At 69.9% G+C, this 25,602-nt stretch carries 19 protein-coding genes; 4 read left to right on the forward strand and 15 right to left on the reverse strand.

Features of this window, described 5'->3' with window-relative positions; translation table 11 throughout:
* Positions 1-5 precede the first annotated feature (5 nt).
* The 5 genes from ACWIFB_RS12150 to ACWIFB_RS12170 are packed head-to-tail and all read right to left on the reverse strand — an operon-like array spanning position 6 to position 6,210.
* The gene (locus tag ACWIFB_RS12150) at positions 6-890 is read right to left on the reverse strand and encodes an HpcH/HpaI aldolase/citrate lyase family protein (RefSeq protein WP_454058365.1); all 885 of its coding nucleotides are present in this window, start codon (positions 888-890) and stop codon (positions 6-8) included.
* Entirely contained in the window at positions 887-1,399 is a 513-nt protein-coding gene (locus ACWIFB_RS12155) for a MaoC family dehydratase (RefSeq protein ID WP_344988179.1), read from the reverse strand. The genes ACWIFB_RS12150 and ACWIFB_RS12155 overlap by 4 nt, the downstream gene beginning before the upstream one ends.
* Before the next feature lie 2 nt (positions 1,400-1,401).
* Positions 1,402-2,547, reverse strand: coding sequence for an acyl-CoA dehydrogenase family protein (locus ACWIFB_RS12160; protein ID WP_454058366.1), 1,146 nt, complete (start codon positions 2,545-2,547; stop codon positions 1,402-1,404).
* Entirely contained in the window at positions 2,540-4,627 is a 2,088-nt protein-coding gene (locus tag ACWIFB_RS12165; protein ID WP_454058367.1) for an acetyl/propionyl/methylcrotonyl-CoA carboxylase subunit alpha, read from the reverse strand. The genes ACWIFB_RS12160 and ACWIFB_RS12165 overlap by 8 nt, the downstream gene beginning before the upstream one ends.
* 8 nt (positions 4,628-4,635) lie before the next feature.
* On the reverse strand, positions 4,636-6,210 hold the full coding sequence (locus ACWIFB_RS12170; protein ID WP_452098678.1) for a carboxyl transferase domain-containing protein: 1,575 nt from the start codon (positions 6,208-6,210) through the stop codon (positions 4,636-4,638).
* A 283-nt stretch (positions 6,211-6,493) separates the two neighbouring features.
* Between ACWIFB_RS12170 and ACWIFB_RS12175 the strand changes: the two genes are divergently transcribed.
* Positions 6,494-6,784, forward strand: a complete 291-nt coding sequence (locus ACWIFB_RS12175; protein WP_230931414.1) for a DUF1540 domain-containing protein — start codon at positions 6,494-6,496, stop codon at positions 6,782-6,784.
* A gap of 117 nt (positions 6,785-6,901) precedes the next feature.
* Here the strand turns inward: ACWIFB_RS12175 and ACWIFB_RS12180 are convergent, their stop codons facing one another.
* On the reverse strand, positions 6,902-7,579 hold the full coding sequence (locus ACWIFB_RS12180; protein ID WP_452098677.1) for a hypothetical protein: 678 nt from the start codon (positions 7,577-7,579) through the stop codon (positions 6,902-6,904).
* Between the two features lie 165 nt (positions 7,580-7,744).
* On the opposite strand from ACWIFB_RS12180, the gene ACWIFB_RS12185 reads away from it, so the two are divergent.
* On the forward strand, positions 7,745-9,208 hold the full coding sequence (locus tag ACWIFB_RS12185; RefSeq protein ID WP_454058368.1) for an amidase: 1,464 nt from the start codon (positions 7,745-7,747) through the stop codon (positions 9,206-9,208).
* A 3-nt stretch (positions 9,209-9,211) separates the two neighbouring features.
* Here ACWIFB_RS12185 and ACWIFB_RS12190 read toward each other — a convergent pair whose 3' ends face one another.
* Positions 9,212-9,679, reverse strand: coding sequence for an Lrp/AsnC family transcriptional regulator (locus tag ACWIFB_RS12190; RefSeq protein WP_452098675.1), 468 nt, complete (start codon positions 9,677-9,679; stop codon positions 9,212-9,214).
* Positions 9,680-9,847: 168 nt separating this feature from the next.
* Between ACWIFB_RS12190 and ACWIFB_RS12195 the strand changes: the two genes are divergently transcribed.
* The gene (locus ACWIFB_RS12195; protein WP_454058369.1) at positions 9,848-13,489 is read left to right on the forward strand and encodes an indolepyruvate ferredoxin oxidoreductase family protein; all 3,642 of its coding nucleotides are present in this window, start codon (positions 9,848-9,850) and stop codon (positions 13,487-13,489) included.
* Positions 13,490-13,581: 92 nt separating this feature from the next.
* Here the strand turns inward: ACWIFB_RS12195 and ACWIFB_RS12200 are convergent, their stop codons facing one another.
* The 7 genes from ACWIFB_RS12200 to sucC all read right to left on the reverse strand — a co-directional run bounded on the left by ACWIFB_RS12200 (position 13,582) and on the right by sucC (position 21,828).
* Positions 13,582-14,781, reverse strand: coding sequence for an MFS transporter (locus ACWIFB_RS12200; protein ID WP_454058370.1), 1,200 nt, complete (start codon positions 14,779-14,781; stop codon positions 13,582-13,584).
* A gap of 175 nt (positions 14,782-14,956) precedes the next feature.
* On the reverse strand, positions 14,957-15,571 hold the full coding sequence (locus tag ACWIFB_RS12205) for a TetR/AcrR family transcriptional regulator (protein WP_452098666.1): 615 nt from the start codon (positions 15,569-15,571) through the stop codon (positions 14,957-14,959).
* A 1-nt stretch (position 15,572) separates the two neighbouring features.
* Positions 15,573-17,153, reverse strand: a complete 1,581-nt coding sequence (purH, locus tag ACWIFB_RS12210) for a bifunctional phosphoribosylaminoimidazolecarboxamide formyltransferase/IMP cyclohydrolase (RefSeq protein ID WP_454058371.1) — start codon at positions 17,151-17,153, stop codon at positions 15,573-15,575.
* Positions 17,150-17,800 (reverse strand): phosphoribosylglycinamide formyltransferase, encoded by a 651-nt coding sequence (purN, locus tag ACWIFB_RS12215; RefSeq protein WP_452098663.1) that lies wholly within the window; start codon positions 17,798-17,800, stop codon positions 17,150-17,152. Before purN ends, purH begins: the two co-directional genes overlap by 4 nt.
* Positions 17,801-17,836: 36 nt before the next feature.
* A complete protein-coding gene (locus ACWIFB_RS12220; RefSeq protein WP_454058372.1) occupies positions 17,837-19,594 on the reverse strand; it encodes a cell division protein PerM in 1,758 nt (585 codons plus the stop codon).
* A gap of 143 nt (positions 19,595-19,737) precedes the next feature.
* Complete coding sequence (sucD, locus tag ACWIFB_RS12225; RefSeq protein ID WP_454058373.1) at positions 19,738-20,640, reverse strand: succinate--CoA ligase subunit alpha; 903 nt, start codon at positions 20,638-20,640, stop codon at positions 19,738-19,740.
* A 21-nt stretch (positions 20,641-20,661) separates the two neighbouring features.
* Positions 20,662-21,828 carry an ADP-forming succinate--CoA ligase subunit beta gene (gene sucC, locus ACWIFB_RS12230; protein ID WP_452098660.1) on the reverse strand — a complete coding sequence of 389 codons (1,167 nt, stop codon included), beginning with the start codon at positions 21,826-21,828 and terminating at the stop codon, positions 20,662-20,664.
* A 427-nt stretch (positions 21,829-22,255) separates the two neighbouring features.
* On the opposite strand from sucC, the gene ACWIFB_RS12235 reads away from it, so the two are divergent.
* A complete protein-coding gene (locus ACWIFB_RS12235; protein WP_454058374.1) occupies positions 22,256-23,032 on the forward strand; it encodes a M23 family metallopeptidase in 777 nt (258 codons plus the stop codon).
* 65 nt (positions 23,033-23,097) lie between these two features.
* Here ACWIFB_RS12235 and ACWIFB_RS12240 read toward each other — a convergent pair whose 3' ends face one another.
* Complete coding sequence (locus tag ACWIFB_RS12240; RefSeq protein ID WP_454058375.1) at positions 23,098-25,590, reverse strand: UvrD-helicase domain-containing protein; 2,493 nt, start codon at positions 25,588-25,590, stop codon at positions 23,098-23,100.
* Between the last annotated feature and the right edge of the window lie 12 nt (positions 25,591-25,602).

Here is a 25,602-nt window from a genome sequence, read left to right on the forward strand (position 1 = left end):
CCGGATCAGGCCCGGGGGGTTGTCACTTCGGTGGCGGCGGCCGCGCGACGCATCGTCGACTCGGCCTGGCGGAAGACCGGACCGTCGACCATGCGACCGTCCAGCTGGAACACGCCCTGGTTGTGTTCCGCAGCGGCGAGGACCTTGCGGGCCCAGGCCACCTCGTCGTCGTCGGGCGCATAGGCCTCACGCACCACCGCCACCTGGGACGGATGGATGCACGCCGTGCCCACATATCCCTGGGCGACGGCGTCGAGCGCCTCGGCGCGCTGACCTTCGACGTCGGCGATGTCGAGATGGACCGAGTCCACCGCCCACCGCCCGAACGCGGCCGCGGCGAGCGCGACCCGGGTGCGGGCGTGGCGTGGGACGTCACGGTACTCCCCCGCCACCCGCGGCCCGCCCTCCTCGGCGGCGGAGAACCGGCTGGTCGACCCGCCCATCGCGGCGAGCAGATCCTCGGCTCCCCACATCAACCCGGCGCAGCCCGGCGCGGAGGCGATCTCCTCCGCGCGGACCACGCCGAGCGGGGTCTCCACCAGCGCCAACACCGCGGCGCCGGTCGCCGAGTACAGGTCGGTGACCTGCGCGGCGGACTCGGCCTTCGCGAGCATCACGCACCGGTAGCCGGTGGCGGTGAAGGCCTCCAGGTCCTCGGCGTGGTCGGAGGTGTCGACCGGATTGACGCGCACGATCGTGCGGTCGGGATCCAGGTCCGAGGACCGCAGCGCATCACGCGCGGCGGCCCGCTTCGCCGGCGCGACGGCGTCCTCGAGGTCGACGATCACCACGTCCGCCCGCTCGGCGGCCTTGGCGTACCGCTCCGGGCGGTCCGCCGGGCAGAACAACAGCGCCGGGCCGGGCGGGATCCATGCGGGTGCGCCGCTCATGCCGATCCCTCTCCGGTGGGGCGCTTGCGGACCAGCGTCTTGCGGACCGCCTTGGCGACGATGTCGCCGTGCTGGTTGCGACCGATGTGCTCGAGGGTGACGATGCCCTCACCCGGCCGCGACTTCGACTCGCGCTTGTCGGTGCAGATGGTCTCCGCGTACAGCGTGTCGCCGTGTAGAACCGGCTTGGGGAAGTTGACCTCGGAGAACCCGAGATTCGCCACGATCGTGCCCTGCGTGAGCTGCGCGACCGACAGGCCGACCAGCGTGGACAGGGTGTGCATCGAGTTCATGAGACGCTCGCCGCCGAAGCCCGGCTGCTCGGCCGACCACGCCGCGTCCAGGTGCAGGGCCTGCGTGTTCATGGTGAGCGTGGTGAACAGGACGTTGTCCGCCTCGGTCATCGTCCGGCCGGGGCGGTGGAGGTACGCGGTGCCGACCTCGTACTCCTCGAACCACAGGCCGCGCTGGACGACCTCCTTGCGCTGCTGCGCACTGTTGTCCGACATGACTACAGCCCCAGTCCGCGCGCGATGAGCATGAGCTGCACCTCGGTCGTGCCCTCGCCGATCTCGAGGATCTTCGAGTCGCGGTAGTGGCGGGCGACCGGGTACTCGTTCATGAAGCCGTAGCCGCCGTGGACCTGCGTGGCGTCGCGGGCGTTGTCCATCGCGGCCTCGGAGGCGACCATCTTGGCGATCGCGGCCTCCTTCTTGAACGGCTTGCCGGCCAACATGAGTCGCGCGGCCTCGTAGTAGGCGCAACGCGCCGTGTGGGCGCGGGCCTCCATACGAGCGATCTTGAACGCGATCGACTGGAACGAGCCGATCTTCTGGCCCATGGATTCGCGCTCGCGCGCGTACTTGACCGACTCGTCCACGCAGCCCTGCGCGGCACCCGTGGCCACGGCGGCGATGGCGATCCGGCCCTCGTCGAGGATCGACAGGAAGTTCGCGTAGCCGCGCCCCTCCTCGCCCAGCAGGTTCTCTACCGGCACCCGCGCGTCGGCGAAGGTCAGCGGGTGGGTGTCGGACGAGTTCCAGCCGACCTTGTCGTACGCCGGCTCGGCCGTGAAACCGGGGGTGTCGGACGGGACGATGATCGTCGAGATGGCCTTCTTGCCGTTCTCGCGCGTCCCCGTGACGGCGGTGACGGTGACCAGCGAGGTGATGTCGGTGCCCGAGTTGGTGATGAACTGCTTGTTGCCGTTGATCACCCACTGGTCGCCCTCACGCTTGGCGGTGGTCTTGGTGGCACCGGCATCCGAACCCGCGCCGGGCTCGGTGAGGCCGAAGCCCGCGAGCTTCGTGCCCGCGGCCAGGTCCGGTAGCCACTTCTGCTTCTGCTCTTCGTTTCCGAAGTGGAAGATCGGCATCGCACCCAGGCCGACGCCGGCCTCGAGGGTCATCGCGGTGGACTGGTCGACACGACCGAGCTCCTCGAGTGCCAGCGAGAGGGCGAAGTAGTCGCCGCCCATGCCGCCGTACTCCTCCGGGAAGGGCAGGCCGAACAGGCCCATCTGACCCATCTGGGCCACGACCTCGTAGGGGAAGGTGTGATCGCGGTCGTGTTCCGCCGAGGCCGGGGCGACCACCTTGTCGGCGAAGTCGGCGACCGTCGACTTGAGATCTGCGTAGTGCTCTTCCAACTCAGGCATCGGATTCTCCTTCGGATTCCTCGGTGGAGGGGTGGGGCTCGACGGTCGCGAGCAGATGATCGGCGGGCACCTGCTCGCCTTGGCGGACGTGGACGCGGGCCACGCCGTCGATCGGCGCGGTGAGCGAGTGCTCCATCTTCATGGCCTCGACGGCCAGGATGTTCTGGCCGGCGGTGACCTCGGCCCCGTCCTCCACGAAGCAGGCGATCACCGAACCCGGCATGGGGCTGAGGATCTGACCGTCGGCGGCGCCGGCGTCGTGGATCCGGGAGTCGATGAGCGGCAGCAGGCGCAGGTCCCAGGTCCCGCCGTCGCCCGCCACCCAGTACGTGTCGGGGCTCTTGGGATCCGTGGACCGCACGATCGTCCAGCGCTGCTGGGTGCTGTCGACGGTGAGCCGGAGCGAGGCCCCGTCCCGGGCGACCCGCGCCCGGTGGCGCGACGAGACCGTCGGCTCCTCGGCGGAGCCGATCGTCGCGTCGGTGATGGTGACCTCGGCGTCGTCGGGCGTCCCCTTGAGTCCCACCGTGACCGGATCGGTCCCGGGCCCGGTGTCCAGCCGCGTCCACACCTCGGCGCGGCCTCCGACCCGCCAGCCGTTGGGCACGTCCCACGGCCCACGGCGGTCGGCGGGCACCCTGGCCCAGCGCTCCTCGGTGCGGTGCATGGCCACGGCCACCAGCGCGCCCTCCGGCGCGGGGGCGGCGGCGTAGTCGTCGACACTACGGTCGAGCAGCCCGGTGTCCAGGTCACCGGCCACGACCTCGGGGCGGGAGAGCAGGAAGCGGCAGAAGTCGACGTTGGTGCGCAGGCCCAGCACGTGGGTGCCGGCCAACGCCGCGTCGAGTCGTGCCAGCGCCTCGGCGCGGTCGGCGCCGTGGGCGATGACCTTGCCGAGCATGGGGTCGTAGTCACTGCCGACGACTGTTCCCACCCGCAGACCGGAGTCCACGCGGATCCCGCTGCCCGACGGCTCCTCGAGACCGAGCACCGTGCCGCCGGTGGGCAGGAAGCCCTTGGCCGGGTCCTCGGCGTAGACGCGGGCCTCGATCGCGTGGCCCGTGAGGGTGATGTCCTCCTGGCGCAGCGTCAGCTCCTCGCCCGCGGCGATGCGGACCTGCCAGTCGACCAGGTCTACGCCGGTGACCATCTCGGTGACCGGGTGCTCCACCTGCAGGCGGGTGTTCATCTCCATGAAGAAGAACTCGTCCGGGGAGTGTGCGGAGACAATGAACTCGACCGTCCCGGCGCCGACGTACCCGACCGAGCGGGCCGCGTCGCAGGCCGCCTGACCGATGCGCTGGCGGGTGGCCTCGTCGAGCAGCGCGCTGGGCGCCTCCTCGATGACCTTCTGGTGGCGCCGCTGGAGCGAGCACTCGCGCTCTCCCAGGTGGACGATGTTGCCGTGGGTGTCGGCCAGGACCTGCACCTCGATGTGGCGGGGGGTGTCCACGAACCGCTCGAGGAAAAGCGTGTCGTCGCCGAACGCGTTAGCCGACTCGCGCCGCGCCGAGTCCAGGGCCGCCGGCAGGTCAGCCGGATCCTCGACGCGCCGCATGCCCTTACCGCCGCCGCCGGCGGACGGCTTGACGAGAACGGGGTAGCCGACCTCGGCCGCGCCGGCGACCAGCTCGTCGTCGGTCAGTCCCGGCCGGGAGATGCCGGGCACGGTGGGCACGTCGCGAGCGGTCACCGCGGCCTTGGCGGTGATCTTGTCACCCATCGTCTCGATCGCCGAGGCCGGCGGGCCGACGAAGATCAGACCCGCCTCCTCCAGCGCGCGGGCGAACTTCGCGTTCTCCGACAGGAAGCCGTACCCCGGGTGGACGGCCTGCGCGCCGGTCTCGCGGCACGCGGCGATGACCTTGTCGATGTCGAGGTAGGACTGCGACGCCTGCGCCGGGCCCAGCCGGACTGCGGCGTCTGCCATGCGCACGTGCAGCGCGTCGGCGTCGGCATCGGAGTAGACGGCGACCGAGCGGATACCCGCGGCGCGGAGTGAACGGATCACGCGGCACGCGATCTCACCGCGGTTGGCCACCAGGACGGTGTCGAGCTTCTGAGGCAGTTTTTCTGACATTGGTCTGCTCACATCCTGAAGACGCCGTTGTTGACCGGCTCGAGGGGGGCGTTGGCGGCCGCGGCGAGCGCCAGGCCGAGGACGGTGCGGGTGTCGGCGGGGTCGATGATCCCGTCGTCCCAGAGGCGGGCCGTGGAGTAGTACGCGGTGGACTGCTCCTCGAACTGCTCCCGGATCGGGGCGGTGAACTCCGACTGTTGCTCGTCGGTCCACTCCCCTCCCGACTTGGTGACCTGCGCCGCGCGCACCGAGGCCAGGGTGTCGGCCGCCTGCGGACCACCCATCACGGCGATCTTCGCGTTGGGCCACATCCACAGGAAGCGCGGCGAGTAGGCGCGGCCGCACATCGAGTAGTTGCCGGCGCCGAACGAGCCGCCCACGACGATCGTGAACTTGGGCACCCGGGCGCACGCCACGGCGGTGACCATCTTGGCGCCATTCTTGGCGATCCCGCCCGCCTCGTATTGGCGGCCCACCATGAAGCCGGTGATGTTCTGCAGGAAGACCAGCGGGATCCTGCGGCGATCGCACAGTTCGATGAAGTGCGCCCCCTTGAGGGCGGACTCGGAGAAGATCACGCCGTTGTTGCCGATGATCCCGACCGGGTGACCGTGGATCCGCGCGAACGCGGTGACCATCGAGCTGCCGTAGTTCTCCTTGAACTCGGTGTACTCGCCGCCGTCCACGATCGTTCCGATGATGTCGCGCACGTCGTACGGGGTGCGCGAGTCGGTCGGGACGAGGTCGTACAGGTCCGTCTGCGGGCGGGCCGGCTCACGCGGCTCGAGGACGTCCCAGTCCGGGGCGGGCGAGGGCGGGCAGGTCGCGACGATCTCCCGGACTTTCATGAGCGCGTCGTAGTCGTCGTCGGCCAGGTGGTCCACCACACCGGAGGTCTTGGCGTGGAGGTCGCCGCCACCCAGCTCCTCGGCGGTGACCTCCTCGCCCGTCGCGGCCTTGACCAGCGGCGGACCGGCCAGGAAGATCGTGCCCTGATTGCGCACGATCACGGCCTCGTCGCTCATCGCCGGCACGTACGCGCCACCGGCGGTGCACGAGCCCATGACCGCGGCGATCTGCGGGATGCCCTTGGCGGACATCGTGGCCTGGTTGTAGAAGATGCGGCCGAAATGGTCGCGGTCAGGGAAGACCTCGTCCTGCTGGAGCAGCATCGCGCCGCCCGAGTCGACGAGGTAGATGCACGGCAGGTTGTTGGCCAGTGCCACCTCCTGGCCGCGCAGGTGCTTCTTCACCGTCATGGGGTAATAGGTGCCGCCGGAGACCGTCGCGTCGTTGGCGATGATCAGGCACTCGCGGCCGGAGACCCGGCCGATGCCGGCCACGACACCCGCGGCGGGGGCTTTGCCGCCGTACATCTCCTCCGCGGCGAGCGGCGAGAGCTCGAGGAACGGGCTGCCGGGGTCGAGTAGGACGTCGACACGTTGGCGGGCGAGGAGCTTGCCCCGCTCGAGGTGTCGGGTCCGGGCCTTCTCGCCGCCGCCGAGCGCGGCGCGGTCGAGGCGGGCACGCAGGTCGGAGAGGAGCTCCTCGTGCGCCTGGCGATTGGTGGTCGCGGAAGTCATCTGCGCCGCTCCCTTTCAGTTAAGTCGGATTAACTGAAATCGACGATAGTGCCGCGCCTCACAAATGTCCAGAGCGGATTCGCACACACCGCCCGCCCCGGCCGCGATGACTCCTCGACGAACGCAAGCGGAACCGGGGGCAGCCGCGCCCCGACGATGCCGTTCCCGCAGGCCAGAAGCTTAGGCTTGTCTCATATAGCACAGCCTTACTTTGGTTGCAAGTCGGACCGATCCGGTGTTGACTCTGGTCCACACATCCGACGCGACGCGAGGAGCGATCGTCATGGCCACTCTCACCGGAATCAGCACCTGCACCGTGACCGCGTGCTCGTTCAACAGCGAGCAGAACTGCAACGCGGGCGCCATCACGGTCGCCGGCGCGCCCGATCACGCCGAATGCGGCACCTTCATCTCACTGGACGTCCGCGGTGGCCTCCCCACCGCCGCCGCCCACGTGGGCGCCTGCCAGCGGGTCGAGTGCGCACACAACAAGGACCTGCTCTGCTCCGCCGAGTCGGTCACCATCGGCTCCGGCGCCGACACGGCCGACTGCCTCACCTACACCCCGGCCTGACCGGCGCCGCGCGTCCGGCCTCCCAGCCCCTCAACCCACGAAACCGGCTCCCGACCTCGCGAGGTCGGGAGCCGGTCGTGCGTGTGCGGTCGGACGCCGACGACGACGAGCGCCGCGTCAGCTGGCGCGAGCGACGTACTGACCCATCTCCCGGACCACGTCCCCCGCATTCTCCGCACGGGCCAGGAACGGGAGGTGGATGACGTCGGCGTCAACGCCCAGTGCGGTGATCAGGTGGAGCCCTTCGGCGTCCACCCCGAGCACGTAGGGCGGACTGTCCGGATCGCCGGCGCCGGCGAGGGCGGCCAGCTCGCCGCCGAAACGAGCCCGGATCTCGTCCGCCAGGCCCGCCGATTCGACCGCGAGCGGATCGGACGGCACCGCGTCGAGCAGCCGTGCGTCGACCGTGCCCGCGTGGCCGAGGCGCTTCACGTCCACGTCACCGAGCTGGATCTCGATCTCGACCACCCAGCCCTCGCCCTGTCGCGCCGCCCGGGCGACGCCGAAGGCGTAGAGGCTGGCGACGTGGACCCTGGCCTCGACGATCGGGGCGTACTCGTCGATCATCACCACGACCTCGACGGACTCACCCGGCGCGACCATCAGGCCCGACCAGGGCGCCGGCGTCCCGATCACGACGATCGCGCCTTCGCCGATCCAGCGATGCCCCGCCGAGACCATGACGTCCGAGCGGTTCTTGCTCCCGCGCACGGCGACCGTGGCGACGCCGGTGCCGTCCAGGAGTCGGCGCGCGCCCGCGGTGATCGGGCTCGACGTGATCGGGTGCACTGTCATGAATCGTCCTCCACAGCCGGGTCACACCTCACCGTCGATGACGGCGCCACGGAAGCGCTTTAGGTGACCCTCGCCTTACTTAGGTACCCCTAAACTGCCTGATCGACCCTGAGGATGTCAATAGTGAGTTCCCGCACGGCGCAAGAGCACCCCTAAGGTGGGGTCGTGATCGACGCCACTGCCAGCACTTCCGGCAACGACACCCGTCGGGTGCATGCCTTCCACGACGATGCCCTCGGCTACGACGACGCGACCGCCGTGGCCGAGCGGATCCGCACCGGCGAACTCCATCCGGTCGAGGCGATGCAGGCGGCCATCGCCCGAATCGACTCCGTCGAGCCCGCCCTCGGCACGCTGGCGTTCAGCGACACCGGCCGGGCCCTCCAGCGGGCCCGGGCTTTCGGCGAGCACGTGCGTGGCCCAGAGGGGATCCCCCGGCTCGCCGGCGTGCCGAGCGCGTTCAAGGACAACGTCGCTGCCGCCGGGATGCCCACCACCATGGGCTCCGACGCGGTGCGTGCGACCCCGGCAGACTCGGACGGCCCGGTCGTGCGCGAATTGAGTGCGACCGGGGTGATCCCGGTCGGGATGACCACCACCCCGCCGTTCGGCTGGACGGCGGCGACCGAACGCCAGGGTGGACGCGTCACCCGCAATCCGTGGGATGTCCGTCGCACGCCCGGAGGCTCATCGGGAGGCTCGGCCGCGCTCGTGGCCGCGGGCGCGCTGCCGATCGCGCACGCCAACGACGGCGGCGGTTCCGTGCGGATTCCCGCGGGGGCGACCGGGCTGGTCGGATTCAAGCCCAGCCAGGGCCGCCACTCCCACGAGCCCTACTCCAAGAACATGCCCATCCCGATCGTGTCGCAGTCGGTCGTGACGAGATCCGTGCGCGACACGGTGAACTTCTGGGCCGCGTTCGAGGCCCGGCGGCCGGCGACGAAGGTCGCACCGATGGGGCAGATCGCGCCCGCTCCCGACCGGCGGCTGCGGATAGGGATGGTCGAGCAGAGCCCCGCGGGCGGCCCCACCGACGCCGCCACCCTCACCGTGCTGCGCCTGGCCGCCCAGCGCCTCGAGGAGCTCGGACATCGCGTGGACCTGATCGAGGCGCCCGTCCCGTCGACGTTCGAGGACGACTTCAAGGCCTACTGGGGCCTGCTCGCCCTGGCCACGTCCAAACAGGGTGCCTCACTCTTCGGCGAAGGCTTTGACCCCGCCGAGCTCGACGCCTTCACCGTGGGTCTCGCGGCCCAGGCGCTCAGGCGTCTGCACCGGGTCCCAGGTGTGCTGCTGCGCCTGAACCGGATGCGGCGGCGCCACGACGCGATGTTCGGCGACCGCGACCTGATCCTCAATCCGGTGGTCAACCACGAGACGCCGGAAGTCGGCTACCTGGACGCCGACCAGGATTTCGACCAGCACATGGAGCGGGTCGCGAACTGGGTCACGTTCACTCCGGCCCAGAACGTGGCGGGCTCACCGGCCATCTCCCTACCTGCCGGGGCCGCGCCGGACGGGATGCCGATCGGCGTGCAGCTCAGCGCCCGTATCGGTCACGATCGCACCCTCCTCGAGATCGCCTCCGAGTACGAGGCCGCCTTCCCGTTCGCCCGGATCTGGGAGTAGCGCTCAGCCCTCGAGCAGCTGGGTCACGCGGGGCCCGACCCGCTGGCGCAGGATCACCTCGGTGCGGGTCCGCAGCACGCCGGGCGTCGAGATGATCGCGCTGAAGACCTCTTCGAGGTGCGCGTGGTCGCGCGCGACCACGCGGCAGACGATGTCGAACTCGCCGGCCACACTCATCACCTCGAGCACCTCACGCACCCGCGCCAGGCCATCGCACGTCTCCTGCAGCTTGGCCTGCGCCATCTGGATGTGGACGAGCGCGCCGAGCGGGTAGCCGAGCGCGGAGGCGTCGAGGGCCGGCGCCCAGGAGGCGAGCACGCCGCGCGACTCGAGCTTGTCGAGCCGAGCCTGTGCGGTGCCGCGGGCCACGCCGAGGCGACGCGAGAACTCGCGTACGCCGACGCGGGGGTCCGCCATGACGATCGACAGCAGCCGCCGGTCCGTGTCGTCCAGGTTGGGTGAGAAGTCCATGTGTCCAGAGTAGAGGACGAACTAGTGGACATGGTGTTCAATCTCGTTCCCGTGCCGGCGCGCTCGATGTACAGACTGCCCGGCCGTCCGCTGGCCACGTGACGGGGTTCACAGGACGGCCTAGCCTGGAGATCCTGATCACAAGTTTCCCAAGGCTAGGTGTGAATCATGACCTCCCTTCTCGGCTCCCCCAACGGCACGCACGACGACCTGCCGCGGACCGGCCAGGCGGACGCCGGCTCCTTCTCCCTCTCGGACCGCTACACCCGCGAGAGCGGCACCGTCTACCTCACCGGGATCCAGGCCCTGGTCCGCACCGTCCGTGACCGCGCGCGCCTGGACCGTAGACAGAACCTGCTCACCGCGAGTCTGGTGAGCGGCTACGAGGGCTCGCCGCTGGCGGGCTACGACCTCGAGCTGGCCAAGCGCGGCGCGTTCCTCGACCCGTACGACGTCGTGCACCGCCCCGCCCTCAACGAGGAGGCCGGCGCGACCGCGGTGATGGGCTCGCAGATCGCCCGTCGCACCGGCACCCTGCGCTCGACCGCCCACACCGGCGGTGCTCCCCTGGATGGCGTCGTGGGCTACTGGTACGGCAAATCCCCCGGCCTCGACCGCGCCTCGGATGCCATCCGACACGCCAACCTCATCGGCACCGATCCGCACGGCGGCGCCGTCGCCCTGGTCGGCGACGACCCCGGGGCCAAGTCCTCGACCGTCCCGTGCGCCTCCGAACTGGCATTGGCCGACCTCTACCTGCCCACGTTGTACCCCGCCGACTCGCAGGACGTCCTGGACTTCGGCGTCCACGCCGCAATCCTGTCCAGGGTCTCCGGCCTGTGGTCCGCCATGAAGATCTCCTCGCACGTCGCGGACGCCTCGTCCACCGCCCTCGTGGACCAGGACCGGATCCTGCCCGTCTACGGTGACCTCGGCGTGAGCCCGCACGTCCCGTCCGGCCAGCTGCTCGGGTCGAGTCTGATGGAACTGGAGCAGAACCAGCTCACCATCCGGATCCCTCGCGCCCTCGAGTACGCACGACTCAACAAGCTCAACCGCATAGTGCAGCGCACCGCCGACGACCGGATCGGCATCGTCGCCTCCGGCAAGAGCTACCTCGACGTCCGGGAGTCCCTCCGTCGGCTCGGCCTCGACGATTCGGAACTCGCGCGCCGCGGCATCCGGATCCTCAAGCTGGGCATGGTCTACCCGATCGAGCGCACCGTGCTCGACGAGTTCATGACCGGTCTCGACGAGGTGATCGTGGTCGAGGAGAAGCGGGACTTCATCGAGACCATGATCCGCGAGATCCACTTCCGCCGCCCCGACGTCGCCAACGTCGTGGGCAAGTCCCACGAAGACGGCTCCACCCTGTTCAGCCGATTCGGCGAACTCGACGTGGACGCCGTGACCCGGGGCCTGGCACAGCGGCTCGGCAAGGTCCACGGCATCGAGTCCGCACAGGCGTGGCTCGACGGCCCGGGCCGCGGCCGCTCGCGCATCACGCTGCCACTGGCCACCACCCGGTCCCCGTACTTCTGCTCGGGCTGCCCACACAACAGCTCCACCAAGGTCGCCGACGGCACCCTGGTCGGCGGCGGCATCGGCTGCCACGCGATGGTGCTGACGATGGACGAGTCGCAGGTCGGCAAGGTCACGGGCGTCACCCAGATGGGCGGCGAGGGCATCCAGTGGACGGGCATGTCACCGTTCCTCGAAGAGCGCCACATGGTGCAGAACGTCGGCGACGGCACGTTCATGCACTCCGGATCTCTCGCTCTGCGCGCCGCTGTGGCCGCGGGCGACAACATCACCTACAAGTTGCTCTACAACGGCACGGTCGCCATGACCGGCGGCCAGGACCCGGTCGGCGAGATGTCGCTCCCGGAGATCCTTCGCCTGCTCCAGGCCGAGAAGGTCGCCAAAATCGTCGTGACGACGGACAACGTCAAGGCCACCAGGGCACAGGGCGTCCCGCGAGGCGTCGACGTGCGCGACCGGGTGGACACCCTCGAAATCCAGCAGGAGCTCGCGGCCGTCCCCGGCGTCACGGTGCTGGTCCACGACCAGTACTGCGCCGCCGAGAAGCGTCGCCACCGCAAGCGCGGTGACTATCCCACCCCCGCCGAAAAGGTCGTGATCAACGAGCGAATCTGTGAGGGCTGCGGCGACTGCGGCAAGAAATCCAACTGCCTGTCCGTCCACCCGGTCCAGACCGAGTTCGGCCGCAAGACCCAGATCGACCAGTCCACCTGCAACTTCGACTTCTCGTGTCTGCAGGGCGACTGCCCCGCATTCGTCACCGTCGTGCCGGGAGACAGGACCGAGCGGGTCGCCACGGCCCCCGCGCTCGGTGCCGGCGACATTCCCGAGCCGGCCCGATCCGAGGTGGATCCCGACCGTGGCTTCTCACTCCGCCTCACCGGGATCGGCGGGACCGGCATCGTCACGGTCTCCGCGGTCCTGGCCACCGCCGCCGTGCTCGACGGCAACTCGGCACGCACTCTCGACATGACCGGGCTCGCCCAGAAGGGCGGTGCCGTGGTCTCCGACGTCCGCGTGAGCCGCACCCCGCTGGAGCAGCCACCCAAGATCGGCGCGGGCGACTGCGACCTCTACCTCTGTTGTGACGGCATCGTCGGTGCGGACAACGCCCACCTCAAGGTCGCGAACCCGGATCGCACCACCGCGGTCGTCTCCACCACGCAGATCCCGACCGGGAAGATGGTCATCGACACCGCCGTACACTTCCCCACTGATTCGGACATCCAGGCCGTGATCGACCGCGCCTCTCGCCGTGGCCTCTACCTCGACCCGGGCGACACGACGGAGAAGCTGTTCGGTTCCACGCAGACGTCCAACATGCTCATGGTGGGCGCCGCGTATCAGAGTGGCGCGCTGCCCGTCTCCGCGGAGGCCATCGAGCAGGCCATCGAGCTCAACGGGGTGGCCGTGGAGCAGAACCTGCAGGCGTTCCGCCGTGGCCGTCAGACCGTCGCGGATCCCGCCGCGGTGTCCGCGCTCGTCGCCGAGCTGCACCAGCCGGTGTCGACGGCGACCGTCGACCGGCATGTGGCCTCGCCCGCCTGCGAGCGTCTGCTCGCAGGACTCGGGGCCGATGCCTCCGACGAGCTGCGCGCTGCAGTGGCGCTGCGGGTCGACGAGCTCATCGCCTTCCAGGACGAGGCCTACGCGGCCGACTATGTGCGACGCGTGGAGCAGATCCGCGCGGCCGAGGCCTTGAAGGATGAGCGCACTGCAGGTGGCCCGGGCGCCGCCGGTGACACGGCGGGTGAACAGCTCACGCTCACGGTGGCCAAGCACCTCCACAAGCTCATGGCATACAAGGACGAGTACGAGGTCGCCCGCCTCGCCGTGGACCCGGAGTTCGCTCAGCAGATCGCCGAGGACTGGGGCGAAGGCGCGGTGGCCAGGCTCAAGCTGCATCCGCCGACACTGCGCGCGATGGGCATGAAGAAGAAGATCTCGATCGGCCCCAAGGCCATGCCGGCCATGAAGGCGCTCGCGAAGATGAAGCGTCTGCGGGGCACGCCACTCGATGTGTTCGGCTACGCCGGTGTCCGCCGGGTCGAACGCGAGCTGCTGGCCGAGTACCGCGGCCTCGTCGACGAGCTCACCGCCGAGCTGCGTCGCGTGGGCCCGGTCGGCAAGGACGCCACGTGGACCGCGACCGCGGTCGCGCTCGCCGAGCTGCCGGACATGGTCCGCGGCTACGAGCACGTCAAGCTGGACAACGTGACCCGATACCGGGAGGAGCTCGCCGCCCTACGCCCGCAGCTCGACGCCTGACGCCCCTCACGCAGCCCGCGATCCGAGAACCCCTCGGCCCGCGGGCTGCGTCGTCCGCCCAGGGGGATTCAGCTCCAGGTGCGATCCGCCCGTCAGTTCCTGGGCAGGACAGCGGCCACGAGCACGGTCGCGACCGCCGTGAGCCCGAGGACCATCCCGACCGTCCCGGCCCACCCACCAGCCGCGAGGAACGTCCCGCCCAGGAACCCGAAGACCGACGATCCGCCGTAGTAGCCCAGGTTGTAGAGCGACGTGGACTGCGCCCGCCCGGCGACCGCCGAGGACCCCGCCCAGCCCGCGGCCACGGCGTGGGACGCGAAGAACCCGGCCGTCAGCACGACGACCCCCGGCACTATCACCCAGAGACTCGGCACGAGGGTCAGTGCCACCCCGCCCGCCATCAGCAGGTTTCCGCCGATGAGCACCGGTTTGCGTCCCAGCCTGGAGGCGAGTACTCCGGCGCGTGGGGACGACACCGTCCCGGCGAGGTAGGCGAGGAAGATCAGGCCGGTGAGCCAGAGGGGCAGCGCGTACGGCGGCGCGGACAGGTGGAACCCCAGGTAGTTGTACATGGCGACGAACCCGCCCATGGTGAGCATCGCCTGCAGGTAGATCACGATCAGCGCCGGCGAGCGCAGGTTGCCGACGAGCCGACCGACCGCCTCGCGGACGGTGGCGCGTCGCGGGGTGAAGTTGCGCGCGGGTGGGGCCGTGACGAGGAAGACCGCGACCGCGGCCACGGCGATCGCCAGCACCGCGAGCATGCCGATCTGCCAGCCAAGCCACTCCCCGAGCGGCGCCGCGACGATCCGGCCGGTCAACCCCCCGATGGTCGTCCCGGCGACGTACGTGCCCGCGGCCACCGCCGAGACGCCGGGCCGGATCTCCTCGCTGAGGTACGCCACCGCGAGAGCGGGAACACCGCCGAGCATCGCGCCCTCGAAGAACCTCATGACCAGGATCAGGGGGAAGCTCGGCATGACCAGTGCGAGCACCGCGAACACACAGGCCAGAGTGATCGCGACGAGCATCGCCGGACGCCGGCCCACCGCGTCGCCGACGTATGACCACGGGATGACCCCGACGGCCAGTCCCAGTGTCGCGGCCGAGATCATGAGCGATGCGGCGTCCGCGCTCACCCCCTCGTCGGTGGCGATGAGCGGCAACAGTCCCTGCGGCGAGTACAACTGGGCGAACGTCGCGATACCGATGCACAGCAGCGCTAGCTGCATCTGCCGGAACGCCGGGCTCCCCGGGGCGATCCCGGATCCGAGGTCACTGGCACTATCCACCGTCCCACTGTACGACCGGCCGCGTCATGGCCGGCCCCGGGAGTCAGGCGGGGGTGGACCCACCGGCCGTGTGTGCGACCAGGCCCTCGAGGGTCTCGGCCGCATCGATCACCGCGATCGGCACATCACGCGGGCAGGTCAACCACCCGCACGTGCCGGCGCCGGACCCCAGGCGTCAGGCCCGCAGGGCCGCCGACGCCATCGCCGTCAGGACGCGGCGCAGCTCGGCCTCGGCCATGGCCGGCAGCCGCGGACTGGAGTTGAGCAGACCGAACACCGCGTGGACGTGAGCGCGCGCGGCGACCACCGGCAGGTCGGGCCGCAGCCGCACCAGGGCTTCCACCCACATCTCGGCGTACTCACGCTGCAGTCGGCGCACCTCGTGCCGAGGGCCGGCCGGCAGCGAGGCCAGGTCCCGGAACTGCACGCTGATGAGATCGGGTTCGGTGGCCACGAAGTCCACGTGGACCGCGAGCAGTGCGTCGAGCACCTCGGCGGGCTCCCCGCCTCGCTCGACCGCCGCCCGACCCCCGTCGCGCAGACGGACGGAGATGTCCAGCAGCATCTCGGCGAGCACGTCCTCCTTGGAGGAGAAGTACCGGTACATGCCCGGGCCGGAGATGCCCACCTCGGCGCCGATGTCGTCCAGCCGAACGCCGTGGAACCCACGACGGGCCATGAGCCGGGCAGCGGCAACGAGGATCTCCGCCCGCCGCCGCACCTTGGCCTGGGCGCGCGGGGTCAACGGAGCAGTGCCGCCCCGCTGATCCCGCGCGCCGGTGTCGGTCATATCAGTGGAAGAAGTGCCGGGCGCCGGTGAAGTACATCGTGATGCCGGCCTTCTCGGCGGCCTCGATCACCTCGGCGTCACGCACCGAGCCACCGGGCTGGACCACGGCGCGCACGCCGGCCTCGGCGAGCACCTCGAGCCCGTCGGCGAACGGGAAGAACGCGTCCGAGGCGGCCACCGAACCGGAGACCCGCTCCCCCGCGCGCTGCACGGCCAGGCGTGCCGAGTCGACGCGGTTGACCTGCCCCATGCCTACGCCGACGGTCGCGCCGGACTGGGCGAGGAGGATGGCGTTGGACTTGACGGCCCGGCAGGCGCGCCACGCGAACAGCAGGTCGCGCAGGGTCTGCTCGTCGGCGTCCCCGCCGCAGGCCTTGGTCCAGCCGGACACCACGTCGCCCGGGGCGTCCAGGGAGTCGCGCTGCTGCACGAGCACGCCGCCGGAGATCTGCTTGCGCTCGACGTCGCCCTCGACCGGGGCCTGCGCCTCGAGGATGCGGATGTTCTTCTTGCGCTGCAGGATCTCCACGGCACCATCCGCGTAGGACGGCGCGATGATCACCTCGGTGAAGATCTCGGCCACCTGCTCGGCCATCTCCACACTGACCTCGCGATTCGCGGCGATCACGCCACCGAACGCGCTGACGGGGTCGCACTCGTGGGCGGCGCGGTGCGCGGCGGCGACGTCCGGGTCGATGGCGATTCCGCACGGGTTGGCGTGCTTGATGATCGCCACGCACGGCTCGGCGTGGTCGAAGGCCGAGCGCCACGCGGCATCGCCGTCGACGTAGTTGTTGTAGCTCATCTCCTTGCCGTGCAGCTGACGGGCCTGCGCGAGGCCCGGTGCGGCGGCGGCGTCGGTGTAGAGGGCGGCACTCTGGTGCGGGTTCTCGCCGTAGCGCAGCGTGGCGGCCAGATCGAGGCTCTGCCCCTGCCAGACCGGGTAGCCGGGATCGGCGTCGGCCCCGGCGTCGGAGGTCTGCTCGGTCATCCAGGTGGCCACCGCGACGTCGTAGGCGCCGGTGTGGCGGAACGCGGCCGCGGCGAGGCTACGACGCTGGGTGAGGCTGAAACCACCGGCGGCGACGGCCTCGAGGGCCTCGCCGTAGCCGGCCGGGTCGACGAGGACGGCCACCGACGGGTGGTTCTTGGCCGCCGCGCGCACCATCGAGGGCCCGCCGATGTCGATCTGCTCGACGCAGGCGTCGTAGTCCGCCCCGGAGGCGACCGTGTCGGTGAAGGGATAGAGGTTGACGACGACGAGCTCGAACGGCTTCACGTCCAAGTCCGCGATCTGCTCGAGATGCTCGGGCTTTCTCGTGTCCGCCAGGATGCCGGCATGGACCCGCGGGTGCAGGGTCTTGACCCGGCCTTCGAGGCACTCCGGGAACCCGGTCAGCGAGTCGACCGGGGTCACGTCGATGCCGGCCTCCGAGATCCGCTGGGCGGTGGACCCGGTGGAGACGATCTCGACGCCCGCGTCCGCCAGACCGCGGGCGAGCTCGGTGAGCCCGGTCTTGTCGTAGACGCTGATGAGGGCGCGGCGTACGGGCCTGCGGGAGTTGTCCGGCTGGGAGGTCACGATATGTACACCTTTCGACCTTCGATATGGAGGCGACCGCGGGCGGCGGCCGTGAGGACGTCGACGAGCATCTCGCGCTCGCGGACCTTGATGCGTTCGTGGAGGGTGGCTTCGGTGTCGTCCGGGCGGACGTCGACGGCGCGCTGGTCGATCACAGGACCGGTGTCCACGCCGGCGTCGACCAGGTGAGCGGTGCATCCGGTGACGGACACGCCGTATGCGAGCGCGTCCCGCACCGCGTGGGCTCCGGGAAACGACGGCAGCAGCGCCGGATGGGTGTTGATCACCCGGCCGGGGAACTCGTCGAGGAACGCCTGTCCGAGGATGCGCATGAAGCCGGCAGAGACCACCCAGTCGGGCGCGAAGTCGCGCACGGCGTCCGCCAGTGCGCGATTCCAGGCGGCGCGGTCCTCATGGTCGCCAGGTCTGACGACCGCGGTCGCGAGCCCGGCGGTGGCGGCACGGGTCACCGCCTCGCAGTCGCGGTCGGAGACCAGCGCGGTCACCCGGTAGGGGCAGCTCGGGTCCGCGGCGGAGTCGATCACGCTCTGTGCGAGGGTCCCCGCGCCGGACGCCAACAGCACGACCTCCCCAGGTGGGACGGACTCGCCACTGTCCACGTTCTCCAGCTCCTGCCCGTCGATCACCCCGCCCGGGAGATCGCCCGGGCCACCCGTCGGAGTCTAGTCGCCCGCCCTAGGGCCATCGTCAGGGAGATCGGCAGATCCTGCATCGGGGGCGTCGACAGTCCGCTCGTCGGCGGTGTCGGCGCTGCCCGCTGTCCCCGCGTCCTCCCTGCCCGCCTCGTCCGACGGGTCCGCATCGGCGTCCAGGGCGTCCACGGGGTCACCGGGGTCGTTGCCGGTGAGGCCACCGTCGGAGACGGCGTCGTCGTCACTCACGGGGTCGTCGTCGCCCACGGGGTCGTCGTCACCCACGGGGTCGTCGTCACCCATGGCGGCGTCATCGCCTGGGCCATCGTCGTCGTTCGGGACATCGTCGCGCGCGACGTCGTCGTCCCCCGAGGCATAGTCCTCAGCGCCAGCGTCGGCGTCGGCGTCGGCGTCGGCGTCGGCGTCGACGGCATGGTCGGCCGCCTCGTCGTCGGCCGCCTCGTCGTCGGCTGCCGCGTCGTCGGCTACGGGGTCCTCGTCCACAGGACCGCCGGCGGTTGCGCCTTCCAGATCATCAGCGAGATCGTCACCGAACTCGTCCGTGGTGACGCCGCCCGCCGCGCCCACCCGGCGTCGCCGACGTGCCAACTCGCTCTCCGCACGCTCGCGGCGCCGTGTCAGACCGGCCAGAGACAACGCGATGGTCGTCGACCCGATGATCCCGAACAGCAGCAGCGTCATGCCGGCCGCGATCAGGGAACCCGTGCCCACCGAGCCCAACACGCCGAGTTCCCCGCCCGCCACGACCGGAGTCAGCGCGGTCACCACCGCGGCGATCGCCGCCGCCAGCCACGTCGCCTTGACCGCATCGGCCGTCGTCCGGAACCAGTGCGCCACCGACCGCGCCAGCAGCGCGGCCGTGAGGACCGTCACCAGCAGCAGCCCCTGCACGATCCAGTGCGGATTCGTGGTGGGCAGCGCCACCGCCAAGGGCACCTCCGGCATCGGTCCCCGGGACACCGCGAACACGCTGTACGAGGCCTCCCCCAGATGCGCCTCACCGCCGACCAGCAGCGCGGCTCCGGCCATCACGACGTTCGGCAGGTACGCGGCCGAGATCCCCGTGAGCGCTGCCGTACCGGCCAGCCCCTTGCCGATCCCCATGCTCGCCTCAACCGGCTCCCACGCGAAGAGGATGCCGACCAGCACTAGGAACGCCGAGATCGCCCACAGCGCCGCCACGAACGCTGCTCCCAGGTGGACACCCCCGCGCACCCACAGGGGCAGTTCCTCACGCAGATCACGCCGGAAGAACAGCCACACCCCGAGGCCGGAACCGAGGATGCCCACCACCGCGGTCCACGTCAGCGCCAGCGGCAGCGACAACTCCCGCACAGCGAAGTCGGACGCCGCCGACCCCACCAGCAACGAGGCCAGTCCGGTCAGAAGCAGGCCCGCCACCGTCGCACCGACGACCGCCGCACCGGCCTCCCGTGCGCCCGGCTGTTCGACATCCGCCAACACCGCCCGCGTCTGCCGCGCCAACACCACCGCATAGATCAATGGCGGCAGCAGCGGCAGGAAACCCAACTCCACGGCGTCGATCGTCAGCGGCACCCGATTGACCACCAGCCACTCCACGGCGACCACCGCGAACAGCGAATCGAACCCCGTGGCGCTGAACAGCAGCACCCCCAACGTGAGCACCACCAGGATGAGGACGGTGACGACCACGGGCAGTGCCGCGGCCGCAGCAGTCCACAGCAGCGACCCGGCCCCTGCCGGGGACCGTCGCACTGCGGGGCGGATGACACGTTGAGGACTCACGCCGTCAACCGTAGATACCCGCCTGCGACAGGACGCCCCCGGCACGCCGCGACCCCCGCCATCCTCTCGGATGACGGGGGTCGTGGTGAGCGCGGAACGCCCTACAACTGCAGGTAATCCACCACCGCGTGTGACCTATCCGATCACAGCGAGTCGAGGAGCTCCTTGGCGAGAGCAGCGGTCTCGGACGGCGTCTTGCCGACCTTCACGCCCGCGGCCTCGAGGGCCTCCTTCTTGGCCTGCGCGGTGCCCGAGGAGCCGGAGACGATGGCGCCGGCGTGGCCCATGGTCTTGCCCTCGGGGGCCGTGAAGCCGGCGACGTAGCCGACGACCGGCTTGGTCACGTTGGCCTTGATGTACTCGGCGGCACGCTCCTCGGCGTCGCCACCGATCTCGCCGATCATCACGATGACCTTGGTCTCCGGGTCGTTCTCGAAGGCCTCGATGCAGTCGATGTGCGTGGTGCCGATGATCGGGTCGCCGCCGATACCGATGGCGGTCGAGAAGCCGTAGTCGGACAGCTCGTACATCATCTGGTAGGTCAGGGTGCCCGACTTCGACACGAGGCCGACCGGACCCTTACCGGTGATGTTGGCCGGGGTGATGCCGACCAGCGACTCGCCCGGCGTGATGATGCCCGGGCAGTTGGGGCCGAGGATCCGGGTCTTGGAGCCCTTGGACACGTTGTAGTTGTGTGCCTCTGCGGTGTCCAGAACCGGGGCGCCCTCGGTGATGACCACGGCGAGCGGGATCTCCGCGTCCACGGCCTCGATCATGGCGTCCTTGGTGAACGGCGGCGGCACGAAGAGGATCGTGACGTCGGCACCGGTGGCCTCCATGGCCTCCTTGACGGTGCCGAACACCGGGAGCTCGACGTCGTTACCGGAGGCGTCCTTGTGGGACACGGTGGTGCCGGCCTTGCGGGCGTTGACGCCGCCGACGACCTGGGTGCCGGCCGCGAGCATTCGGGCGGTGTGCTTGGAGCCCTCGCCGCCGGTGATGCCCTGGACGATGACCTTGCTGTCCTTGTTGAGGAAGATCGACATATCTTCTGGTTCCTTCTCTTCCTACTTGGAGGCGAGCTCGGCGGCCTTGTCGGCGCCGGAGTCCATGTTGTCGGCCAGGGTCACGAGCGGGTGGTTCGCCTCCGCGAGGATCTTGCGACCCTCCTCGACGTTATTGCCGTCGAGACGCACGACGAGCGGCTTGTTGGCGTCGTCGCCCAGGATCTCCAGGGCCTTGACGATGCCGTTCGCGACCGCGTCACAGGCTGTGATGCCGCCGAAGACGTTCACGAACACGCTCTTGACCTGCTCGTCACCGAGGATGACGTCGAGACCGTTGGCCATGACCTCGGCCGAGGCGCCGCCACCGATGTCGAGGAAGTTGGCGGGCTTGACGCCCCCGTGGTTCTCACCGGCGTAGGCGACGACGTCCAGGGTCGACATGACCAGACCGGCACCGTTACCGATGATGCCGACCTCACCGTCGAGCTTGACGTAGTTGAGGTCGTTCTCGGCGGCCTTCTGCTCGAGCGGATCAGTGGTGCCCGCATCGGCGAAGTCGGCGAAGTTCTCCTTGTGACGGAACTCGGCGTTCGCGTCCAGGGTGACCTTGCCGTCGAGCGCGAGGATCTCGTCGCCCGGCGTGCGCACAAGTGGGTTGACCTCGACCAGCGACGCGTCCTCCTTGACGAAGACCTCGTACAGCTTGGCGATGGTCACCGCCGCGGCGTCCAGCACCTCCTCGGGGAGGTGGCCGGCCTTGGCGATCTCGCGGGCCTTGGCCACATCGACGCCGACCGTGGGGTCGATGTTGATCTTCGCGAGACGGTCCGGGGACTCCTCGGCGACCTGCTCGATCTCGACGCCGCCCTCGACCGAGCACATGGCCAGGTAGTTGCGGTTGGCGCGATCGACGAGGAAGGAGATGTAGTACTCCTCCGCGATGTCGCTGGCCTCGGCGACGAGGAGCTTCTTGACGATGTGGCCCTTGATGTCCAGGCCCAGGATGTCCTCGGCCCGGGCGCGGGCCTCCTTGGCATCCTCTGCCAGCTTCACGCCGCCGGCCTTGCCACGGCCACCGACCTTTACCTGTGCCTTGACGACGACAGGCTTGCCGATCTCGGCCGCAACCTTCTCGGCCTCCTCCGCGGTGTCTGCGACGCGCCCCGGGGTGGTGGGCACGTCATGCTTCGCGAAAAGAGCCTTTGCCTGGTATTCAAAGAGATCCATCAGCTCACCATCTTGACGTGTAGATTCGCCCGGCGCTGTTTTAAAGCCGAGTCATCCCTCATCCTAAGCGCCTGGTGTGTCGCCCGTCGCACCCCGGGGGTGACAGAGTGCGGTGGATCACAGGACCGGGTGCGCCATCGGCACCCACCGCCGGCCCTCCTTGCCCATAGACCCATCCGGACCCCAAGGGCACCGTGAGTCACACCTATGTGACCCACCCCTCATCCCCGGGTGCCGGACCACCTTGCGGCACCGTTGCCTATCCGTTACCTTGGACGACGTCTTAATCACGAAACGGTTACGGCGCGAGAACAGTCACGGCACGGCCTGAAGGGAATCAACAACGGTGAACGAGTCGCAACACGGAAAGCAAGCGACTCCTGTCGTCATTCCACCCGCAGGGGCCCACCGTCCCGGCCGCCACCGTGTGCCCGCTCCCCCGACCGCACTGCGCGGTCGGGCCGCCGTCCTCGCCGTCGCCGCAGGTGCCGCGGTCTCGGCCGCCTCCGCCGGCTCGGCGATGACCACCACCAACACGCACGCCACCGAGGCCGGGGACATCGCCCTCCTGGCCAACGGAGAGCAGGCGCCTGCGACGTCGAGCTCCTCTGCTCCGTCCTCCGCCGCAACGCCGACCCCGTCGGCCCCCGCGCCCGTGGTCGTCCCCGCCTCCGCGTCCACCGGCGGCACCGACAACATCCAGTCGGCCATGCTCTTCGCGGGCACCGAGAACAATGCCCAGCGCGAGATCGAAGAGGAAAAGGCCCGGCGCCCGAAGATAGTCATCCCGGCGATCGGCTCCTTCACCTCCCCGTTCGCGATGCGCTGGGGCAGCTTCCACTCGGGTATCGACATCGCCAACGCGGTCGGCACCCCGATCGTCGCCGCCACCGACGGCACCGTGATCGACTCCGGCCCCGCGCAGGGCTTCGGCAACTGGATCCGGATCATGTCCGACGACGGTGTCATGACCACCTACGGGCACATGGAGACCCTCGACGTCAGCAAGGGTGAACGCGTCGTTGCCGGCCAGAAGATCGCCGGCATGGGCTCCCTGGGATTCTCCACCGGCTCGCACCTGCACTTCGAGGTCGAGGTCGACGGCCAGAAGATCGATCCGGTGCTCTGGCTCGCCCAGCACGGTCTCGAACTCGCCGGTGCCGGCAGCTCCGAGATGTCGCTCGGTTCACTGGGCGGCAACTGAGCAGGCCACCCGCACGAACTCGCACACAGCGCGGGGCCGACCTTCCTGGTCGGCCCCGCGTTTATTTAGAGCTTCTGCATCGGAACGCCACCGATGAGCATCAGCCGGACCTTGCCGGACGCCCCGAAGTCGATCGTCGCCGTGGCCCGCGGGCCGCTCCCGTCGCACGAGAGGACCTTGCCGAGCCCGTACTTGTCGTGCGTCACCCGGTCACCCGGCGCGAGTTCGAGAGCAGGAGCCGAGGCGCGGGCCCGAGGAATACCGGATGCCCGGTCAGCGGACCGGCCGCTCCGCCCCCCGCCGGAGCCGTAGCTACCCGAGCCGTAGCCACCCGAGCCGTAGCCACCGGAACCAGCACCGCTGCCGAAGCGACGCCGCGACGCCGGCGAGTCGTCATCCCCGAAGCCGCTACCGCCGGCGGGCTCCTCGCGTTGCCACTCGATCGCCTCGGAGGGGATCTCCTCGAGGAAGCGCGACCCCGGATTGGTCATGGGCTGCCCCCACGACGAGCGCATCATGGCGCGGGACAGGTACAGCTTCTTGCGTGCGCGGGTGATCCCCACGTAGGCCAGCCGCCGCTCCTCCGACAGCTCCGCCGGGTCGCCGAGCGCCCGCATGTGCGGGAACAGCCCGTCCTCCATGCCGATGAGGAACACCACCGGGAACTCGAGCCCCTTGGCCGTATGGAGGGTCATCAGCGTGACCTGGCCCTGCTCGTCGTCAGGGATCTCGTCGGCATCGGCCACCAACGACACCCGCTCGAGGAACGCCGCCAACGAACCGGGCGGGGCGAGCCCCTCGTCCAGCTCGGCGCCGACATCCGTGCCGGCGTCGGGACCGAAACCCTGCTCCCGCGCCGACAACTGCAACGCGGCCTCGGACGAGAACTCGCGGCCCACGCCCACCAGCTCGTTGAGGTTGTCCAGACGCGCGGCGTCCTGCGGGTCGTTGGAGGCCTCCAGCTCCGACCGGTAGCCGGTCTTCGCGAGGACCGTCTCGACGAGCTCTCCCACGTCCGGGACCGAGCCCTCTCCGCCTGCGTGGGCCTCACCATCCAGTCGGCCACGCAGCTCGTCGATCAGCGCGACGAAGCCGGCGATCGCCTTGACCGACCGCGTGGGCAGTAGCGACACCCTGCCCTCGGCCGCATCGCGGAGCGCCTCACCGAAGCCGATCCCCCGCTGCTCGGCGTGGACCACCACACAGGCCTCTGCACGGTCGCCGATCCCGCGGCGCGGGGTGTTGAGGATTCGCCGCAGCGCCACCGCATCGTCGGGGTTCGAGATCACCTTGAGGTAGGCGACGATGTCGCGCACCTCCTTGCGCTCGTAGAACCGGGTGCCGCCCACGACCTTGTACGGCAGCCCCAGCCGTACGAACACGTCCTCGATGACGCGCGAGGAGTTGTTGGTCCGGTAGAAAACGGCCATGTCGGAGTACGAGGCGACGCCCGAATCCACCATCCGGTCGATCTCCCCGGCGATGAACCGGGCCTCGTCGTGCTCGTTGTCCGCGACGTAGCCCACCAGCAGATCGCCCGTGCCCTCATCGGTCCACAGGTTCTTCTCGCGGCGGCCCGGGTTTCGCGAGATCACCGCGTTGGCGGCCGACAGGATGGTCTGTGTGGACCGGTAGTTCTGCTCCAGCAGGATCGACCGCGCATCCGGATAGTCGTGCTCGAAATCGTCGATGTTCCGGATGGTCGCCCCGCGGAACGCGTAGATCGACTGGTCCGCATCACCCACGACACAGAGCTCCGCCGGGGGGACACCCACCTCGTCCGCCTCATCCCCCGCCACTCCACCCACGAGGGTGCGCACCAGGACGTACTGCGCGTGGTTGGTGTCCTGGTACTCGTCCACCATGACGTGCCGGAACCGCCGCCGGTAGTACGCGGCCACCTCCGGGTGCGCGCGGAGCAGGGCGACGGTCTCACCGATCAGGTCGTCGAAATCGAACGCGTTGGCCGCCTGCAGTCGCGCCTGGTACTCGGTATAGACCGCCGCGACGGTCTGGCCTGTGCGGTCCGAATCCTCGAGCGCCCGGTCCATGGCCTCGGACGGATCACGCAGCTCGTTCTTGTGGCCCGAGATGACCGACGCCAACATCCGCGGCGTGAACTTCTTGACCTCGAGCTGCTGCTCCTTGGCGATCATCCCCAGCAGGCGGCGCGAATCATCCGAGTCGTAGATCGTGAAGTTGGAGTTGCGCGTACCAAGCAGCGCCGACTGGGCGCGCAGGATCCGCACACAGATCGAGTGGAACGTCGCCACCCACATGCGTTCCGCATGCGGACCGACCAGCGCGGAGACCCGCTCCCGCATCTCGGCTGCGGCCTTGTTGGTGAACGTGATCGCGAGGATCTGGCCGGGGTGCGCACCGCCCTCCGCGAGGAGATACGCGATGCGCCGGGTGAGCACACTGGTCTTGCCCGATCCGGCACCGGCCACGATCAGCAGCGGACCGCCGCGGTGGGTCACCGCGGCGGCCTGTGGCGGATTGAGGCCGGCCAGGAGGGTCGAGGTGTGCGGGGCGGGAGCAGGTGCGGTGTCGGTCATCGTGGGTCCAAT

This window comes from Dietzia sp. NPDC055340, assembly GCF_053645335.1.

Bases quoted from the DNA above. Each gene is read 5' to 3' on its own strand.
- sucC (WP_452098660.1), bottom strand. From the start codon at position 21,828: ATGGATCTCTTTGAATACCAGGCAAAGGCTCTTTTCGCGAAGCATGAC.
- ACWIFB_RS12195 (WP_454058369.1), top strand. From the start codon at position 9,848: ATGACCTCCCTTCTCGGCTCCCCCAACGGCACGCACGACGACCTGCCG.
- ACWIFB_RS12240 (WP_454058375.1), bottom strand. From the start codon at position 25,590: ATGACCGACACCGCACCTGCTCCCGCCCCGCACACCTCGACCCTCCTG.
- ACWIFB_RS12190 (WP_452098675.1), bottom strand. From the start codon at position 9,679: ATGGACTTCTCACCCAACCTGGACGACACGGACCGGCGGCTGCTGTCG.
- ACWIFB_RS12160 (WP_454058366.1), bottom strand. From the start codon at position 2,547: ATGCCTGAGTTGGAAGAGCACTACGCAGATCTCAAGTCGACGGTCGCC.
- ACWIFB_RS12180 (WP_452098677.1), bottom strand. From the start codon at position 7,579: ATGACAGTGCACCCGATCACGTCGAGCCCGATCACCGCGGGCGCGCGC.
- ACWIFB_RS12165 (WP_454058367.1), bottom strand. From the start codon at position 4,627: ATGTCAGAAAAACTGCCTCAGAAGCTCGACACCGTCCTGGTGGCCAAC.
- sucD (WP_454058373.1), bottom strand. From the start codon at position 20,640: ATGTCGATCTTCCTCAACAAGGACAGCAAGGTCATCGTCCAGGGCATC.
- ACWIFB_RS12155 (WP_344988179.1), bottom strand. From the start codon at position 1,399: ATGTCGGACAACAGTGCGCAGCAGCGCAAGGAGGTCGTCCAGCGCGGC.
- ACWIFB_RS12175 (WP_230931414.1), top strand. From the start codon at position 6,494: ATGGCCACTCTCACCGGAATCAGCACCTGCACCGTGACCGCGTGCTCG.
- ACWIFB_RS12170 (WP_452098678.1), bottom strand. From the start codon at position 6,210: ATGACTTCCGCGACCACCAATCGCCAGGCGCACGAGGAGCTCCTCTCC.
- ACWIFB_RS12205 (WP_452098666.1), bottom strand. From the start codon at position 15,571: ATGACCGACACCGGCGCGCGGGATCAGCGGGGCGGCACTGCTCCGTTG.
- ACWIFB_RS12150 (WP_454058365.1), bottom strand. From the start codon at position 890: ATGAGCGGCGCACCCGCATGGATCCCGCCCGGCCCGGCGCTGTTGTTC.